The organism is Tropicimonas isoalkanivorans (assembly GCF_900112335.1).
In the GTDB taxonomy this organism is placed as follows: Bacteria; Pseudomonadota; Alphaproteobacteria; order Rhodobacterales; family Rhodobacteraceae; genus Tropicimonas; species Tropicimonas isoalkanivorans.
On the sequence record NZ_FOLG01000001.1, the window covers coordinates 696,392 to 712,907 of the forward strand.

12 protein-coding genes and 1 pseudogene are annotated in these 16,516 nt (G+C 68.0%); 8 read left to right on the forward strand and 5 right to left on the reverse strand.

What is annotated here, in order from left to right; all coding sequences use genetic code 11:
- The first annotated feature begins 31 nt into the window (after positions 1–31).
- From BM075_RS03260 to BM075_RS25150, 4 genes and pseudogenes are all read left to right on the forward strand, one after another.
- Positions 32–475 carry a MarR family winged helix-turn-helix transcriptional regulator gene (locus tag BM075_RS03260; protein WP_093359210.1) on the forward strand — a complete coding sequence of 148 codons (444 nt, stop codon included), beginning with the start codon at positions 32–34 and terminating at the stop codon, positions 473–475.
- The gene (locus BM075_RS03265) at positions 475–2,187 is read left to right on the forward strand and encodes an MFS transporter (protein ID WP_177208230.1); all 1,713 of its coding nucleotides are present in this window, start codon (positions 475–477) and stop codon (positions 2,185–2,187) included. The genes BM075_RS03260 and BM075_RS03265 overlap by 1 nt, the downstream gene beginning before the upstream one ends.
- A 14-nt stretch (positions 2,188–2,201) precedes the next feature.
- Positions 2,202–3,275, forward strand: coding sequence for an HlyD family secretion protein (locus tag BM075_RS03270; RefSeq protein ID WP_093359211.1), 1,074 nt, complete (start codon positions 2,202–2,204; stop codon positions 3,273–3,275).
- A 129-nt stretch (positions 3,276–3,404) separates the two neighbouring features.
- Positions 3,405–3,848, forward strand: a pseudogene (locus tag BM075_RS25150) (enolase C-terminal domain-like protein); the annotation flags it as partial.
- A 158-nt stretch (positions 3,849–4,006) separates the two neighbouring features.
- Here BM075_RS25150 and BM075_RS03280 read toward each other — a convergent pair.
- On the reverse strand, positions 4,007–4,777 hold the full coding sequence (locus BM075_RS03280; RefSeq protein WP_093359212.1) for a Crp/Fnr family transcriptional regulator: 771 nt from the start codon (positions 4,775–4,777) through the stop codon (positions 4,007–4,009).
- A 341-nt stretch (positions 4,778–5,118) separates the two neighbouring features.
- Here BM075_RS03280 and BM075_RS03285 point away from each other — a divergent pair, with 341 nt between their 5' ends.
- Positions 5,119–5,916 (forward strand): Crp/Fnr family transcriptional regulator, encoded by a 798-nt coding sequence (locus tag BM075_RS03285; RefSeq protein WP_093359213.1) that lies wholly within the window; start codon positions 5,119–5,121, stop codon positions 5,914–5,916.
- 26 nt (positions 5,917–5,942) lie between these two features.
- On the opposite strand, the gene BM075_RS03290 is transcribed toward BM075_RS03285, so the two are convergent.
- Positions 5,943–6,590 carry a BON domain-containing protein gene (locus BM075_RS03290; RefSeq protein ID WP_093359214.1) on the reverse strand — a complete coding sequence of 216 codons (648 nt, stop codon included), beginning with the start codon at positions 6,588–6,590 and terminating at the stop codon, positions 5,943–5,945.
- 402 nt (positions 6,591–6,992) lie between these two features.
- On the opposite strand from BM075_RS03290, the gene ftsH reads away from it, so the two are divergent.
- A complete protein-coding gene (gene ftsH, locus BM075_RS03295) occupies positions 6,993–8,933 on the forward strand; it encodes an ATP-dependent zinc metalloprotease FtsH (RefSeq protein WP_093359215.1) in 1,941 nt (646 codons plus the stop codon).
- A 57-nt stretch (positions 8,934–8,990) separates the two neighbouring features.
- Here ftsH and BM075_RS03300 read toward each other — a convergent pair whose 3' ends face one another.
- Positions 8,991–9,815 (reverse strand): universal stress protein, encoded by an 825-nt coding sequence (locus tag BM075_RS03300; RefSeq protein ID WP_093359216.1) that lies wholly within the window; start codon positions 9,813–9,815, stop codon positions 8,991–8,993.
- 153 nt (positions 9,816–9,968) lie between these two features.
- Positions 9,969–10,460 (reverse strand): DUF421 domain-containing protein, encoded by a 492-nt coding sequence (locus BM075_RS03305; RefSeq protein WP_093359217.1) that lies wholly within the window; start codon positions 10,458–10,460, stop codon positions 9,969–9,971.
- Between the two features lie 164 nt (positions 10,461–10,624).
- Here BM075_RS03305 and BM075_RS03310 point away from each other — a divergent pair, with 164 nt between their 5' ends.
- Both BM075_RS03310 and BM075_RS03315 read left to right on the forward strand, forming a co-directional pair.
- A complete protein-coding gene (locus tag BM075_RS03310; RefSeq protein ID WP_093359218.1) occupies positions 10,625–11,266 on the forward strand; it encodes a DsbA family oxidoreductase in 642 nt (213 codons plus the stop codon).
- A gap of 114 nt (positions 11,267–11,380) precedes the next feature.
- Positions 11,381–12,595 carry a multidrug effflux MFS transporter gene (locus BM075_RS03315; RefSeq protein ID WP_093359219.1) on the forward strand — a complete coding sequence of 405 codons (1,215 nt, stop codon included), beginning with the start codon at positions 11,381–11,383 and terminating at the stop codon, positions 12,593–12,595.
- Between the two features lie 393 nt (positions 12,596–12,988).
- Here the strand turns inward: BM075_RS03315 and mfd are convergent, their stop codons facing one another.
- Entirely contained in the window at positions 12,989–16,435 is a 3,447-nt protein-coding gene (gene mfd / locus BM075_RS03320; protein WP_093359220.1) for a transcription-repair coupling factor, read from the reverse strand.
- Positions 16,436–16,516: the final 81 nt, after the last annotated feature.

Consider the following 16,516-nt stretch of genomic DNA (forward strand, 5'->3'; position numbering starts at 1 on the left):
ATCGCTAACTGTTAGCTGGCTACATGATGTGATGTCTGATTTTGAATCCACCAAGCTCGGCGTTCTCCGCACGCTCATCGCGTTGACGCGCAAGGTGCGTACGCTCTTCGACGCGCGCACAGGTGAGTATGGCCTGACCGAAGCCCGGGCGCGCTTGCTGCTTCACCTCTCCAAAAGCGGCCCGCTTACTCAGAGCGAACTGGCCGAGGCTATGGAGGTGGAACGGCCGACCATGGCGCGATTGATCGACGGCATGGAAACCAGCGGAATGGTGCGCCGGGACATCCATCCCGGCGACCGGCGTCAGCGCCACATCCATTTGACGGACGCGGCCGAGGGTCAGGTGCAGGCTGTTCTGAAGCTGTCGGAGCAAGTGCGCGCGGACGTCCTGGCCGGAATTTCGGAAGAAGATCTCGCGATCACGCACAAGGTCCTGCTCCAAATGTTCGACAATGTGGTGAAGGCGGGTCACTGATGACCGAAGGCGGCGAGATCCAGCAGCGGCATCCCGACGACAAAGCCGTGGAGCACTCCGGCGAGCGGTCCGATGCCCCGCCCCAGGGTCTGACGATGCCGCCGTGGCGCGCCTGCGGCTACTTCGCGACGGCTGTCGTGCTCGCGCTCGCGCAGGGGTACGGCCAATCGGTCATCTCGGCCAACGCCCAGCAGTTGCAAGGCAGCTTTTCCACAACCCAAGCCGAAACCGCGTGGCTGACCGCGGCCTACATGGCGCCCAACGCCTCGCTCTCGCTGGCATTGATCAAGATCCGCGGTCAGATCGGCATTCGGCGCTTCGCGGAGGTGTCGATCGTCGGTTTCTTGCTCGCGACCTTGCTGACCTTTTCGGCCGAGGACTTCGGCGCCCATCTCGCCGTGCGGTTCCTGTCCGGGATCGCCGCCGCGCCGATGAGCTCGCTGGCGTTCCTCTACATGCTCGAGCCGCTGCCGCCGCATCGGAAGATGAATGTCGGGCTCGCGGCTGCACTGACGTTCATCTTCATGGGCTCGCCGGTGACGCGCCTTGTCTCACCGCATCTGCTCGATATCGGGCTGTGGCACGCGCTGACGAGCATGGAGGTCGCCCTGGCCGCGATTTCCCTGGGCCTGATCTACCTGTTGCCGCTCAAGACGCCGCCCATGCCGATGAGGATCGAAGCGGCCGACGTGATCTCGTTCTTCTTCATTGCAGTGAGCTTCGGTTGCATCGCGGTCGCGGCCGTGACGGGCCCAATCTACTGGTGGACGGAACATGCCTGGCTGGGCCTTGTTCTGGCGGGGGGCATCGCGGCCTTCGCCGTCGCCGCCAGCATCGAGCTCAACCGGGAGACTCCGCTTCTGGACATCCGTTGGCTCGCCAGCCCGCCCGTGATGCACTTCGCCGCCGCGATCCTGCTGTTCCGTCTCGTCCTGAGCGAGCAAACCTCCGGCGCGGCCGGTTTGTTCCGCTCGATGGGCCTTCTCAACGAACAGATGCAGGGGCTCTGGCTGGTCGTCATCGGGGCGACCCTCCTCGGCGGCGTGATCTGCGCCATCCTGATGAAGCCGGGCCGCGAGGTCCAGTTCCACGCCGTGGCGCTGTGCCTCCTGATCGCTGGTTCGTGGATGGATTCCCGCTCCACAGCCCAAACATTGCCCTCGGACCTCTATCTGTCCCAGGGGATGATCGGACTGGCCTCCGCGCTGTTCCTCCCCCCGGCTCTCCTGTCCGGCTTGATGTCGGCCCTTGCAAAGGGGCCGAACTACATCCTGACATTCGTGATCGTCTTCCTGACCACGCAGAAGCTCGGCGGCATCTTCGGCGCCGCGATCTTTGCCAGCTTCGTACAGGTGCGCCGGCAGCTTCACACCCAGCGGCTGTCGGAGTCGCTGGCCGCGACCGACCCCCTGGTGACCAGTCGTCTCGCCACCTCGTTCGGCGCGCTGTCGCCGCAGCTTGGGGACACCACGCTTGTCTCGGCCCAGGCGGCCGCCCAACTCGCGGGCGAGGTCCGGATGCAGGCCTCCGTCATGGCCTACAACGACGCGTTCCTGACCATCGCCGTGACATCGGCCGCGGCGCTCGTGCTGCTTCTGGGTCATTCGGCCCTCAAGGTCTGGCGTGCACGCAAATCCATCACCAGCCCCGAAGAGACCCAGGCGGGGAGGCAAGAACCGGCGTCCGGGACGCCGCAGCCCCAAGCCGCCTGAGACGAGGAGTCACGATGTTTTCCAATGCCACCCGCCATGTCGCTACGTTCATTGCTCTCGCCGTCGGCGTCCTCGGTGTCGTGGGCGTGCTGTACGCCTGGGGCCTGCCGCCGTTCGAGCCCGACGCTCAGATAACCGAAGATGCCTATGTCCGGGGCCAGGTGACCTTCCTTGCACCGCAAGTCGCCGGCGAAGTCTCCGAGATCGCCGTCGGGGATTTCGAGGACGTCGCACGGGGCGACCTGCTGCTCAGGCTGGACGATTCAACCTACAAGCAGCAGCTCGCCCAGGCGGAGGCACGGCTGGAATCTGCCCATGCCGATCTGGCAAGCGCCAAGCAGGATCGCCTCTCCGCCAGCGCCAGTGTCGAGTCCGCGGAGGCGGGCGTGGCATCGGCGAGGGCCGCGTTGGAGGTGGCCCGCACCGACCTCGACCGGGCGACGGAACTGCGCGACCGGGGCGTCATCACCGAGCAGGACTCGCAGGGGCGTCGGCTCGCCTTCGATCAGGCACGGGCGGCGCTGCGCCAGGCCGAGGCGCAGGCGGAAACCACGCGGCAGGAAGTGGAGTCCATCGCGGTCAAACGCAGATCGCGCGAAGCCGCGGTCCGGGAGGCCGAGGCGGCGGTCAATCTCGCCAAGCTCGACCTCGAACACACGCGCATCCTTGCTCCGGTGGACGGCAAGCTGGGGGAGATCTCGGCCCGCGTCGGGCAATACGTGACCCCCGGCGCCCGGCTCGCGGCACTGGTTCCCGAGCGAAAGTGGATCATCGCCAACTTCAAGGAGACCCAGCTTTCGGGAATGGATATCGGGCAAAAGGTCAGCTTCACCGTGGACGCACTGGGCGAGGCCCGGTTCACCGGTCATATCGAAAGCTTCTCTCCCGCAACCGGCTCGGAATTCAGCGTGCTCGGCAGTTCCAACGCCACCGGCAACTTCATCAAGATCGCCCAGCGGCTGCCCGTGCGTATAGCGATCGACCCGGATCAGTACCTTTCCGAGCGTCTTGTGCCCGGCATGTCCGTCGTGGCCGAGGTCGGAACCGCGCCGGAGGACGGCCGGAAACTCGCTCGCGCCGGCAACTGAGCTGACGCCCTTTCGGCCAACGCTATCAGCGAGATGGCCCGACGCAGCCACCGGCTCCATCGATAACAGGCTGGCAAACCCCTCTGAGGCGGCGTTTGGCCCCGTCTCGGCGCGGGCGACCGCGCAGAGATCGCAGGCCGCCTCGTAGGACGCGGCGCCCAAGTCGAGCAGCCGCTTGAGCCCGACGACATCGCCGGCCACGCTACCCTGCGCCGCTGCCGGTCCGGTCCCATCGCGCCGGACGAAAGCGCCTATACCTTGCAGGACGGCCGCAACATCCTCCATGCCGATGCCGCCGACGTGCTCCTGCTCGACCCGCACCGGGCCGGCGGTCTCTGGCCCGTCCTCAAGGCGGCCGGCATCGCGGAGGCGCGTGGCATCCCCGGCCCGCTCCACTCCGGCGCGGAACGCGCGATCAGCCAGGCAGCCTGCGTCCACATCGGGCTGACGGTCCCCAACCTCACCCTCGCGATCGACACGGAACGGCACTATCCCGGCGGCGACGTCGCCCCAGTCGCCCCGGTGCTGCAAGACGGCCGCTTCCACGCCACCGACCGCCCGGGCCTCGGCGTCACGCCGGATATGGGCGCGGTCCGCGACTACGAGGGGAACCGGCCTCGACTCTGCCCGCCCCGGCTGGTTCCCGGTCGAACCCGCGTATTGACGCCGCCGCGCTTCAGGCCTCATCCAGTCCGAACGGCCGCCCCCGGCCCCACCTGCGCCATCGCAAATCACACGGTCCGCCGCGGCCCGCCCACAAGACCCGCACCGAGGGCAAGGTCGTCGTCGCCCGCTTCGGCCGCAAGCGCCGTGAGATCGCGTATTCCGATGCGATCCGGCCGGAGGATCTCGATGTACCCCGCCTCGGCCAGCGCGTGGAACCCGCGGCTGATGGATTCCGGGCGCGTGCCGAGCAAGTGGGCCAGATCAGCTCGGCTGATGGGAATGCGCACCTCCGGGCCGCGGCGGCCCGCGCGGAACAGGTGGTCGATGCCCGCGAACCGGGAGCACAGCACGAGCAGGAAGCCCGCGATGCGGCCGGAGACCCGGGGGCACGACAGAATGATCATCCAGTCGCGCGCGCGGTCGAGCTCATTGAGGATGTTCAGAAGCACCATCCGCTCCAGATCCGGCATCCGCACCAGCAACTCCTCGAACGGCGCGCGGCGAAAGGTGCAGACTTCCGCCTCCGTCGCCGCCTCGATGGCGAAGTGCAGCGCACCGTCGAACACCCGCCCGAACATGTCGCCCTCGACCAGCAGGCCGACCACGTGCTGCCGCCCGTCGGCCAATCTCTTCTGCATCCGCAGGAACCCTGACCGGACGCAGCCGATCGTGTCCAGCGTCTCGCCACTCCGGGCCACCGTCTGCCCGGCCCGGTAGCGATGCGTCCGGCATATCGCCTCGAGCGCGTCCCGCACGCCGCTGTCCAGCCTGTCGAAGCGGGCGACCTTCGTCAGCTCGCAGCCGTCGCTTTCGGGGTCGGAACGGTGTGTCGCCATCGCAGACCCTCACCCCATCTCCCGCCACCGATCTCCCGAAGCGGGCGACGACAGTCTACACGACCGCGCGAAAAACGCACTTGACCCGGGTCATTGTGGACGAATGCACCCGGCGGTAGAGTGAAATCGTGCAAGCGGAGGGGGCATCGGGGGGCCGCCGAGCGACGGGTCCCGACCAGTGTCCTTGATCGCTCCGGCAACGCACGTCGGCCCGATGCGGCGGTCTCCGCCGGTGGGAGCCGTGCAAGACCGAACGGCATGACCGTGGCCGGAGCACCAGTCCTGACGCCCCCCTGCCCCGGAACCGTCCCCCGGCCGGTTCCCGCGGAAAGGAGCCGTGCATGGGCAAGGTCGCGAAGATCCATCTGCCGGACGAATGCCATCGGTGCACGCTGCGTGGCGCGGCCCTTTGCCGGGCGGTTGCCGCCTCCGGTCTCTCCGGTGTCCGGCCCGCGCGACGATGGCGGTACCGCCGCGACGACGTGGTTGGTGGCGACGGCGAGTCCGGGTGGGTTTTCGGCGTCCTCCGCAGCGGATTCCTCCGAAAGGAGAAGTTGCGGCCCGACGGGCGGCGCACCCTCATCGGGCTGGCCTGCCCCGGCGATCTGGTCAGTTGGCAGCCGGAGACCCGCCCCTCCTATACACTTGAGGCCGCGACCGACGCCGAGATCTGCGCGTTCGACAGGCAAACCGTCGCCCGCATGACGGCCCACGACAGCCGGTTCCAACTGTTCCAGGTGCAGGAGGCCTACGAAAGCCACGAGCGTCAGCTCGAACTGATCTGGCGGCGCGGGGCGCTGACCAGCCGCGAGCGGATCATCTCCTTCCTCGTCATGGCGACCGAGTTCATGCCGGTGGAGCACTGTCCGGACGGCAGCCTTATCGTGACCGTCGAACTGTCGCGCCGCGACTGGGCCGATCTGTCCAACACCACTGTGGAGACGATCAGCCGAACGCTCGGACACCTGGCCGAAAAGGGCCTCGTCACCACCGTCGCGCCCGGACGCTACCGCATCCGGGACCTGCCGCTGCTGACCCGTCTGGCCGGGGTGGAGGCCGAGCCGGACCGCACCGGGATCCCCGTCAACGCCGGTCTGCCGGCACCGCCGCAGTCAGCGCCGGACACCCGTTCACGCTGATCGCGCCGCGCGGTGGTACCCGCTCGCTATTGCACCTCCAGCCGATCCACCACCTCCGCGACCCCCGGCGCGGCCCAGGCCGCCCGCTCGGCGCAGCGGCGCTCGCCGAGGTAGCGCACACGGCCTTCTAGGGTCACTGTCCCACCCTGCACCTTCACCCTGATGCCGGACGCATCCAGATCGGCGTCGCGTATCAGGGCATTCCGTATCCGCTGCGAGACGTCTTCGGCCTTTACCGACGGCGTTATGCGAATGCGGTTGTCCACCCCGGTGACGCCCGCGAGCCGGTGCACCACCTGTTCGGCGGCGGCCGCCTGGTAGCGCCACTCCACCTCGCCCTCCAGCGTGACGCGCCCGTTGGCGACCGTGACCCGGATGGCGTTCTCCGGAACCGAGGTGTTCCACGTCAGGCTGTTGGCGGCCCGCACGGCGATCTCGTCGTCGGCCGTGACATGCGTCCCCACCGGCCGAACCTCGATCTCGTCGGCCACCGCGCGCACGCCTTTCACACTCTCCACGATCTCGATTGCCGTCACCTTTTCGCCGTAGGTCGCCACGTGGCCGGACAGGGTGACGACGCCGTCATGGACCGCCACACCGATCTCGGCCGCATCGATGCTCGGCTCGAAATCGAGTTCGTCGATGATATCCAGTCTGAGATCCTTGTCGGTCATGGCCTCCTCCCTTGACCGTTACGGTGATCCCACATGCTACGATGAACCTCCCCGGCCGGCATTGATGACGCGCAACGCGCCCGACCGCGCCGTTTTCCGGCGGCCGCGTTGACAGCCGTCAATGCGACGGCGCCGGGAATCTGTAACGCTCCTTCTTGTCCGCAAGTTGCTGCCGCTGCTTCCTTGGGGGCACCTGCAGTGTCTGTGCCTGTCCCTGCCGATGCGGACATTCCCCGCCGGCCGGTGAACGTACTTCGTTCGTACCGGCCGGCTTTTTTTGCCCAGTCGCGCCCTCGCAACGGCGGATCGCCACCGCGCGGCGCTCCCGACAATGTTGATACCGATCAACGCGCAGCTTCGGGTTTCTCTGCGAGAATGGTACTATCAGCGCGGAGGCCTCCCATGGCCAGAGACCCGTCGAACCAACCCCCGAAACCCGATCCTGCGAACCGCGTGGGATGGAGCGAACTTCTGGCGCTCGCTGCGTTGCTGTTCATGGGCGTGATCGCGGTGCTGAGCGATGCAGGCCCCCCGCAGCAGACGCTGCCCTACAGCGAACTCAAGCAGATGATCCGCCGGGGCGACGTCAATCAGGCGCTGTTGGAGGAAAACGCGATCCGCGTCAGCGCCGCGTCCTCCGACTCCGTCGAAACCACGTGGTATCGCGCCGTCACCCCCAGCCAGGGCGACCCCGAGCTTTTGCCCCTGCTGGAGGCGCAGGGCGTGGAGATCACGGCGGAGACGCCGCGCGGCGTCTCGATCTTTTCCTATCTGCTGCCGTGGCTGCTCATCCTCGGCGTCTATGTTTGGTATCAGCGCCGGATGATGGAGCGGTTCGGCGGCCTCGGCTCCGGCGGCATGGGCGGGATCTTCACCGGCCGTTTCGCCACCCCCACCGAACAACGCTCCCCCGTGACCTTTGCCGATGTCGCCGGCCAGGATCAGGCGAAGAAGGAAGTGGCCGAGCTAGTGGAGTTCCTGCGCGAGCCGGAACGGTTCGGCAAGGTCGGCGCGGAGGTTCCGCATGGCGTCCTGCTGATGGGGCCGCCCGGCACCGGCAAGACACTGCTCGCGCGTGCGCTTGCGGGCGAGGCCGAGGTGCCGTTCTTCTCGACCTCCGGCTCGGAGTTCATCGAGGTCTTCGTCGGCGTCGGCGCGGGCCGCGTGCGCCGGATGTTCGAGGCCGCCCGCAACGCTGCCCCCGCGGTCATCTTCATCGACGAACTCGACAGTATCGGGCGCACCCGGGGCACCGGCCTCGGCGGCGGTCACGACGAGCGCGAACAGACGCTCAACCAGATCCTCGCGGAACTGGACGGCTTCGGCGGCAAGGAAGCGGTCGTCGTTCTGGCCGCGACCAACCGGCCGGACGTGCTCGACCCGGCGCTGCTGCGCCCCGGCCGGTTCGACCGGCACGTCATCCTCAACCTGCCGGACAAGACCGCCCGGCGCGCGATCCTCGACATCCACGCCCGCGATTTGCCCCTCGCCGATCCCGCCGACCTCGGGACCATCGCCGAAGGCACGCCCGGCTTTTCCGGGGCGGACCTGAAGAACCTGCTGAACGAAGCCGCCATCCAGGCCGCGCGCCGCCGGGCCGCAACCATCACCGGCGCGGACCTTCAGGAGGCCCGCGACAAGGTGATGATGGGAACCGTGCGGACCCTCGCCATCCAGCCCGAAGAACGCCACCGCCTTGCGGTGCACGAGGCCGGCCACACCGCCGCCGCCTACTACAGCCCCGGCGCCGACCCGCTCTACAAGGTGACGATCATTCCACGCGGCCGGAGCCTCGGCGGCACCCACATGCTGGAACGGGATGAGCACCACACCCTGCCGGAGGACTACCTGAACACCCAGCTCATCGTCCTGCTCGCCGGGCGCGCCGCCGAAAAGCGGCTGATCGGCACCGTCAGCTCGGGCGCCGACGACGACATCAAGCGCGCGACCGCCCTGGCCCGGTCGATGGTCGCCCGTTGGGGCATGACCGAAGACCTCGGCCCGGTGGACCTGCGCCAGAGCGAGGACCAGCCGTTCCTAGGGCAAACCATGGCGCTGCCGCGGGAACATGCCGATGAAACCGCTGCGCGTGTCGATAGCGAGGTGATGGCCCTGCTGAAGGACGCGGAGGCGAAAGCCACCGGCATCATCGCCCAGCACGAGCGGGAGATCCGGCGCCTGATCGACCGTCTGGAGGCCAGCGAAGTTCTGGATGCGGACGAAATCGAGGCCTGCCTTGCGCCCGGACCGGCCAAGCGGGCGAAAAGCCCCAAGCCCGTGCGCACCCCGCCTGCCGGGGATGCCGGCAGCACGAAAAGCCGCCCCACGGAGATGACCCCGTAACCCCGCGTCCACGCCACGGCCCATCTGCCTGCGCCATCAGCCCGTCCGGCTCGGCGCTCACTTGGACAACAGAACCGGCAGCTTGGTGTGTTCCAGCAGGTGGTTCGTCACCGCGCCAATCACGAAGTCGTAAAACTGCGAGTGCCCGAACGCGCCGCTCACGACGAGCTGCGCACCGCGCTCCTCCGCCACCGCCAGCAACGTCTCACCGCGCTCGCGAAGGGACGCCTCCCGGTCCACCAGTGTGGCCTGGAACCCGAGACGGTCCAGCGCCGCCGCGAAATCCTCCCGGCCGTCGACCGGGCCATCCGGCTCGCCAATGGAAAGCAGGTCGATCTCCGCACCCGGCTTGGCCAGCGCCAGCACATCATGGGCCGCCCGCGCCGCCTCCCGCGTGTCGCTCCAGCCGACCAGAATGCGCTCCGGCGCCCCAGCCAGTCCGGCCCCCTGCGGCAGGACCAGAACCGGGCGCCCCGCTTGACGGATCAACGTGCGGGCAAGTCCGTCGTTGCCGGACATCGGGCCTTCCGACCCGGTCGACGCCATCACCACCAGATCCGCCCCGCGCACGGCCGACAGCATATAGGCCTCCGACGCGAGCGACGCCTCTGGCTGTGCCCGCAATTCGGCGTGAATGTCGGCGCGACGCGCGGTGTCGCTGAACAGGTCCTCGATCTCGGCAACCTCGGCCACGCGCAGCTCCCGCACCGCCTCCATGAATCCCAGATCCCCTTCGGGACCGAAGTACACCGGCACCGGCCGATGGGGATGCACGCCAATCAGATGGGCGTCGAACGCACGTGCAGTCTCGCAGGCCAGCGGGACAAGCCATTCCGCCTCCGCCCGATCGAACAGGACCAGAGCAATTGTACGTATCGTCATCTCACCCTCCCTCCTCACGGCGCGGCCGTCGACCGCGGTACCGCCATTCTACCCGCAGCGCGCCAAAGTGCATTGACCCCTGTCATCTTTTGTTCAGCGCAACGTGCAGCCCCGCGGGAAACAGTCACCGACCAAAGGCAACACTGTTTCCGTTCAGGCGCCGCGAACCCCCGCCAGGAGGCGCTTTTCCACCCCCCGGCCCTCGGGGTCCCGAATCACGCTCATATCGCCCGTCGTCTCAAGCACGACCGCCGCGACCTCATCGAGGTGGGTGGCGTCGGCCATGCGCAGCCGGGCCAACAGATCCTCCTCCGTCACGCGCCCTTCCCGAAGGCTCTCCCGCAGGATTTCTCCGTCGCGCAGCAACAGCAACGGCGTGTTATCCACCGCCCTGCGAACCGGGCGGACCCAAACTCGCAGCATCGACAGCGCCGCCTGCACCACGTAAATCGCGGCCAGAGACGCCAACCCGATCCGCAGGTCGAGCGACCGGTCGACAATCGTGGTCGCCAGGATCGACCCTAGCGCCACGGTCATGGCGAAATCGAAACTCGACATTTTCGAAAACGACCGCAATCCGTTCAGACGTGTAAACAGGATCACGGCGGCGACGGCGATCACGGCTCTCACCAGCACTTCCAGCATGGGGGCTCCTTTTTCCCGGCGCGTGCAGGGTCAACTGCACCGGGCACTCCCTGTTCCCGACCCATTCTGCCGCCGACCGCCGGAGCCCCCCCACAGGCGTGCAATCGCCCGGCGGGCGCATTTTCCCCTTGGCTTGAAAGGCACGGCTGCTACACCGGGACCCCATGATAAAGCTCGATATCCTCTCCGATCCGATCTGCCCGTGGTGCTACATCGGCAAGACGCTGCTCTTCCGCGCGCTGGAAGACCGCCCCGATCACCCCTTCGTGATCGAGTGGCATCCGTTCCAGCTCAACCCCGATATGCCCCCCGAAGGCATGGACCGGCGGGCCTACCTGGAGGCCAAGTTCGGAAGCCGTGAGAAGGTCGTGGAGGCGCATGTGCCCGTCGACGCAGCGGCAGAGGCCGCCGGTCTCTCCATCGACTTCGGCGCCATCGCCCGCACCCCCAACACGCTGGACGCCCACCGCCTGATCCACTGGGCCGGAATCGAGCGCCGACAAACCGACGTTGTCGCCGCCCTGTTCGACGCCCATTTCGCCGACGGCCGCGACATCAGCGACCACGACGTGCTGGCCGACATCGCCGACACCGCCGGAATGGACGCCGCGGTCATCCGCCGCCTGCTCGCCAGCGACTCCGATGTGGAGGAGATCCGCACCCGCGACGCTCACGCCCGCGAACGCGGCATAACCGGCGTGCCGACGTTCATCGTCGCCGAAACCCACGTGGTTCCCGGAGCGCAGCAGACCGAGCTCTGGCTGAAGCTGATCGACGAGATCAACGGCCAGCTCGCCGGCGGCTGACCCGCCGGCAAAACGCACCGCGCCCCTTGCCCGCACACCCGCCTGTGCGTTTTCAGAGCATTGGCAAGCGTCCGGCCCTCGTGTTAGCGGCACCGGGTAGAAGGAATTATTTTCATGCCCGTACGCCTGCCCAAGGTGGAATTCGTTGCCTTGATCGCAATGCTGTTCGCCACCATCGCATTTTCCATCGACTCCATGCTCCCGGCCCTGCCGGTCATCGCCTCCGAGCTGACCCCCGAGAACCCCAACCTCGCGCAGCTCATCCTGACGAGCTTCGTCCTGGGCATGGGGATCGCCACCATCTTCACCGGCCCGCTGTCGGACGCCTTCGGCCGCCGCCCGATCATCCTCGGCGGCGCGGCCGTCTACATCGCCGGTGCACTCATCGCCTGGCGGGCAAACTCGCTCGAACTGATGCTGGTCGCCCGCCTGATCCAGGGCTTCGGCGCCGCAGGACCGCGCATCGCCGCCATCGCCATCGTGCGCGACCTCTACGCCGGCCGCGACATGGCGCGCCTGATGTCCTTCGTGATGATGGTTTTCACACTTGTGCCCGCCGTCGCCCCGACGCTCGGCGCCGGGATCATCGCGCTCTTCGGTTGGCGCGGCATCTTCGGCGCCTTCCTGCTCTTCTCCGTCGTCAGCGCCGGCTGGATGCTGGTGCGTCAGCAGGAAACCCTCCTGCCCGCCAACCGCCGCGCCTTCCGGCCTGCAATCCTGGTGCGCGGCGTGTCCGAGGTCCTCTCCAACCGCGTGGTGCTGATCGCCGTCGCGGCACAGGGCCTCTGCTTCGCCATCCTCTTCGCCAACATCAGCTCGATCCAGCAGATCTTCGACATCACCTTCGGCGAGGCCGCGCACTTCCCGCTCTGGTTCGGACTGATCGGCCTCACCGCCGCCTCCGCCAGCCTGCTGAACGCGACGCTGGTGGGAAGCCTCGGCATGCGCCGGCTGGCCACGGTCGCCCTGACCCTGCAACTGGCCTGCTCCGCGGCGGTCGCGCTCATCTTCGCCGGCCCCTGGGCGCCGCAACATCACGCCGGCTTCGCGCTTTACCTGCTATGGACCTGCTCGGTGTTCTTCCTCAACGGCCTGACGCTCGGCAACCTGAACTCGATCGCCATGGAGCCGATGGGCCACCTCGCGGGCATGGCCGCTTCCGTTCTGGGCTCGGTGGGCACCGTAATCGCCGTCCTCCTGGCGGTGCCCGTGGGACTTGCATTCGACGGCACCCCCCTGCCGCTCATGGCCGCCACGGCCGTTCTAGCCGCCGCGGCCCTCATTCTGACGAAGCGGATCGGCCGCGCGCAGGATGCCATCCCGGCGTAAGGTCACCACGCCCCCACCGCCGCCCCTATCTCAGCAACTCCCCCGCGCGAACCGCCCGCGGGGGAAGCGACCGGCCGCCGCCTGAATGCCGGAATCATGGCCGCAGACCCGCGCCCGCACTCTCCCCCGAGGGTCAGACGCCCGCAAAGCCCACGTGGCAACTACCGGCCATGGCCAATCAAGGCCGCGGGCACCGCATGCACCGCCCGTCTGGCACGCCCAATCCGCCGCCCCAGCGTGAGAACGGCGCGCGCCACCCCCGCCGCCGCCCCTGTCTCAGCAAATCACCCGCTCTGAACGGCCATTCGGGAAGCGACCGGCCGCTGCCTCAATGCCGGAGGCATGCACGCGGAACCGCGCCCCGATCCGCTTTCGCCCCACGCACCCTCCGGATCAACCGGCCGCTGACGCCTTCGCCTGCTCCGCCAGGTCCCGGGCAATGGCGAACGCCCCCTTGATCTTGTCGGCATTGTTCTTCCAGTCCCGGCGCACGACGATCTTGTTGTCCTTGACCTTCGCCAACCCGTTCTGCGCCTGAACGAACGCCACCAGCCCGGCGGGGTTGGCGAACTTGTCGTTGTGGAACTGGATCGTCGCCCCCTTCGGCCCGCCGTCGAGCTTGGCAATGCCCGCGCGCTTGCACATGGCCTTTATGCGCACGATCAGCAGCAGCGTGTTCACCTCCTTCGGCAACTTGCCGAAGCGGTCGATGAGTTCGGCGGCGAAGCCCTCCAGCTCCACCTTGGTGGTCAGCCCCGACAGCCGCCGGTAGAGTCCCAGCCGCACGTCGAGGTCCGGTACGTAATCCTCCGGGATCAGCACCGGCACGCCGAGGTTGATCTGCGGCGCCCATTGCCCGTCGTCGGTCAGCCCCTCGAACTGTCCCGAGCGGATCTTGGAAATCGCCTCCTCGAGCATGGTCTGGTAGAGTTCGTAGCCCACCTCCCGCATCTGCCCTGACTGCTCCTCGCCCACCAGGTTGCCCGCGCCGCGAATGTCGAGGTCCTGGCTGGCCAGCGTGAACCCCGCACCGAGGCTGTCGAGCGACCCCAGCACCCGCAGGCGCTTCTCCGCTGCGTCCGTCAGCTTCAGGCGCGGCTTGGTGGTGAGATAGGCATAGGCCCGCGTCTTCGCCCGCCCCACCCGGCCCCGGATCTGGTAGAGCTGGGCCAGCCCGAACATGTCCGCCCGGTGCACGACCATCGTGTTCGCCGTGGGAATATCCAGGCCCGATTCCACGATCGTCGTCGCCAGCAGCACGTCGTACTTGCCGTCGTAGAACGCGTTCATCCGGTCGTCCAACTCGCCCGCCGCCATCTGCCCGTGCGCCACAACGTAGGACACCTCCGGCACCTGGTCCCTCAGGAAGTGCTCCATGTCCGGCAGGTCCGCGATGCGCGGGACAACGAAGAAGCTCTGTCCGCCCCGGTAGTGCTCCCGCAGCAGCGCCTCCCGGATCGTCACCGTGTCGAACTCCGAGACGTAGGTGCGGATCGCCAGGCGGTCCACCGGCGGGGTGCCGATGATCGACAGGTCACGCACGCCCGACAGCGACATCTGCAACGTCCGCGGGATCGGCGTTGCGGTCAGCGTCAGCACGTGGATGTCCGACCGCATCTCCTTCAGCCGCTCCTTGTGCTGCACGCCGAAGTGCTGCTCCTCGTCGATGATGAGCAGCCCGAGGTTGTTGAACTTCACCTGCTTGGCCAGCAGCGCATGGGTGCCGATGGCGATATCGACGGTGCCGTCGGCGATGCCCTTGCGGGTCTCCGACGCCTGCTTGGTGGATACGAAACGCGAAAGCTGGCGCACCTTCACCGGGAAGCCCCGGAACCGCTCGGCAAAGCTCTTGGCGTGCTGGCGGGCGAGCAGCGTGGTGGGCGCAATCACCGCCACCTGCATCCCGGACATGGCGACGACGAACGCCGCCCGCATCGCCACCTCCGTCTTGCCGAACCCCACGTCGCCACAGATCAGCCGGTCCATCGGGATGCCCCGGTCGAGGTCCTCCAGCACGTCCTCTATGGCGCGCAGCTGGTCGTCGGTCTCCTGATACGGGAAGCGGGCGGAGAACTCCTCCCAGGCGTGGTGGTCGATGTGTAGCACCGGCGCTTTGCGCAGGGCGCGTTCGGCGGCGATCCGCATCAGCTTGTCGGCGATCTGCCGGATCCGCTCCTTGAGCGCGGCCTTCTTCGCCTGCCACGCCCCGCCGCCCAGCTTGTCGAGCAGCCCCTCCTCGTGGCCGTAGCGCGACAGAAGCTCGATGTTCTCCACCGGCAGGTAGAGCCGCGCCTCCTCGGCATATTCCAGGTGGATCATCTCGTGATCCGCGCCAAGCGCTTTGACGATCTCCAGCCCCTTGTAGCGGCCCACCCCGTGGTCCACATGCACGACCAGATCGCCAGGGCTGAGCGACTGCGCCTCGGTCAGGAAGTTCTCCGCTCGCCGCTTCCGGCGCGGTTTGCGGATCAGCCGGTCGCCCAGAACGTCCTGCTCGGAGATGACGGTCAACCCGTCCCCCTCGAACCCATGCTCCAACGCCCAGACGGCGAGATAGAGGCCGCCCTTGCCCTCCGGCACGTCGCGGAAGTCCGCGATTTCCGTTGCGCCGACGACGCCTTCGTCCTCCATCAGGCCCGACAGCCGCTCCCGCGCGCCCTCGGAATAGGAGGCGACGATGACATGCCCGCCCTGACGCTTCGCCTTCACATGATCGGCCAAGGCGCCGAAAAGGCTCACCTTTTCCTGCTGCCGCTCCGGGGAGAAGTTGCGCCCGATCCGCCCGCCCGCGTCGATCACGCCCGGCCCCGTGCTCTGCGGCAGTGGCGAGAGCGTCAGCACCCGGTGGCCGGCGACGGCCTCCGCCCAGGCGTCCTCGTCCAGGTAAAGCGCCCCCGGCGCCGTCGGCTTGTACACCGAGTCGAGCCGCGCCTTGGACTTCATCGCCTCCACGCGGTTTTCGTAGCTGTCGACAATCCCGTCCCAACGGGCGATCCGCGCCGCCTCGGTCTGGTCGTCCAACATCACGGCGGCATCCGGCAGGTAGTCGAACAGCGTCTCCAGCCGCTCGTGGAAGAACGGCAGCCAGTGCTCCATGCCCGCCTGCTTGCGCCCCGCGCTCACCGCCTCGTAGAGCGGGTCGTCCGTGCCCGCCGCGCCGAACTCGATGCGATAGGACTGCCGGAACCGGGTGATCGCGGCGTCGTCCAGGATCACCTCGGAGACGGGGGCCAGTTCGACCGCCTGAAGCTTCTCGATCGTCCGCTGCGTCGCCGGGTCGAACCGGCGCGCCCCGTCCAGGACGTCGCCGAACAGGTCCAGCCGGATCGGCCCGGGATGCCCCGGCGGGAAAACGTCGATGATCCCGCCGCGCACGGCATAGTCGCCGGGCTCCAGCACCGTCGGCGCCTGCGTGAACCCCATGCGGACCAGAAACGCCTTCAGGCCCGCCTCGTCGATCCGGTCCCCCACCCGCGCCGCGAAGGCCGCTTCCCGCAGCACCTCGCGCGCGGGCACCTTCTGGGTGGCGGCGTTCAATGTCGTGAGCAGCACGAACGGCCCCGGAATGCCGGCGATCAGCGCCGCCAGCGTCGCCATCCGGCGGGCGGAGACGTCGGGGTTGGGCGAGACCCTGTCGTAGGGCAGGCAGTCCCAGCTCGGGAAATCTAGCACCACGGCCTGCGGCGCGAAAAAGGCCAGCGCCGCCCGCATCGCCGCGAGCCGCCTGTCGTCGCGCGCGACATGGAGCACCGGCGCGCCCTTCTGCAACTCGCGGGCGAGCAGCAGCGCGTCATAGCCCTCGGGAGCGCCGCCGACGGTGATATGGGAAACCGGTCTCATGATGGCGTCACCTATGGCCGCGTTGGTGGGTTTCAATCCCGCCCGCCGATGCGGGGCAACGGGATCGCGGAAAGCGGCGGC